The organism is Streptococcus oralis (assembly GCF_026782235.1).
Lineage (GTDB): Bacteria > Bacillota > Bacilli > Lactobacillales > Streptococcaceae > Streptococcus > Streptococcus oralis_CC.
Map to the genome: position 1 here is coordinate 1 of NZ_JAKUWE010000011.1, position 1,550 is coordinate 1,550.

Sequence of the window (1,550 nt, forward strand, 5' to 3'; positions counted from 1 at the left end):
GTTCTGGACTATTTCCTTTCCAATTACTTCCTAAGAACTAACTGAAAATCATCTCTTATCTAGAGATTATTTATTTTTACGGTTTACAAAGTACAATCCACCAGTCACTGCCATCAAAGCAAGTCCTGCAACAACTGCTGCATTAGATGCTTTTTCACCAGTGTTAGGAAGTTGAGGTTTTTGTCCTGGTTTTCCTGGTTCGTTTGGTTTACCTGGTGTTGGTTTTTCTGGAGTGTATGTATTTGTGATATTGAAGCCTTCTACTTCAGATGTATAACCATCAACTGGAACTTCTACTACAGAGTATTTAATTTCTGTACCTTTAGTATCTTTATAACGCTCAAGTTCTGTGAACTCATAAGTCCAACCCGTTGCTTCTGAAGCTGTAGCTTCTTTACCGGTTTCTTTACCATCCGCAAGAAGTTTTACTGTGATAAATGGTGGACGAGCATCTGTGTGGTTTTCATCACCTTTCCAGATTTTATGACCTTTGATAGAAGTTTTTTCTGGTGTGTATTCATTGGTAACTGTGTACTTACCATCTTTGTCCGTAGTAACTGTTGAAGTATATTCTTTCACAGCCACTTCTTTGACAGTGTACTTGATTTCTGTACCATTTTCATACTTAGGAAGTGCTTTTGATTCGAACTTCCAACCAGTTGCTTCTGAAACTTCAATTTCTTGAACAACTTTATCGCCATTAAGAATTTGAACTTTCACTTTATCTGCACGTTTGCCGCTTTGGTTGTTGTTATCTTTCCATACCTTAGTTCCTGAAAGAACAACTGTTTCTGGTGTGTGTGTGTTTGTCACCACTTGACCAGTTACAGAGGCTTTATAGCCAGCTGGTACATCTACTTCATCGATAGAGTAAGTGATTTCTTTACCAGCTTCGTATTGTGGAAGATTTGTGAATGATGCTACCCAAGTGTTAGCGTCGGTCTTATCATCAGCTGTCAAGGTCAATTTCTTACCTTCAACGGCTACTGGTTTAGATCCATCTACAGATTTGAAAAGTTGAACCGTTACGGACTTAGGACGTTTGCCGTCTTGGTTGTTCGCATCCTTCCATACTTTTGTTACCTTGTAGTCGATGGCTTTTGGAGTATACTTGTTGGTAATATTAAAGTCAGTAATAGAAGATTCATACTCTGAAACTTTTTCTTCTGTTACAGTGTATTTGATTTCTTTACCAGCTTTATATTTTGCTAATTTTTCGAATGTAGCAGTCCAAGTTCCGTCTGCGGCTGCTTGAACTTCTTTCGAATCAACTTTCTGACCGTCTGCTAAAAGATTGATTGTAATCTTAGTTGGACGTTTACCGTCTTGGTTGTTCGCGTCATCCCAGTTCTTAGTTGCTTTAATGTCAACTGTTTCTGGAGAATAACTATTTGTGATAGTGAATCCTGATGCAACATCACCAGTAACCTTAGAAGTGTAACCAGGAACAGTTACTTCTACTACTGTGTACTGGATAGGTGTGCCACCTTTATCAGCATCAAGGTCTGTGAAGCTTCCAGCCCAACCGTTTGCTTCAGTCAATGTAAGTG

General features: G+C 38.8%; 1 protein-coding gene. It reads right to left on the minus strand.

Translation table 11 applies throughout. The annotated features are described in order from the left end of the window. Nucleotides 1-66: 66 nt before the first annotated feature. Nucleotides 67-1,550 (minus strand): Cna B-type domain-containing protein (locus tag MK396_RS09940; protein ID WP_268724443.1); only part of this gene is annotated, 1,484 nt, incomplete at its 5' end.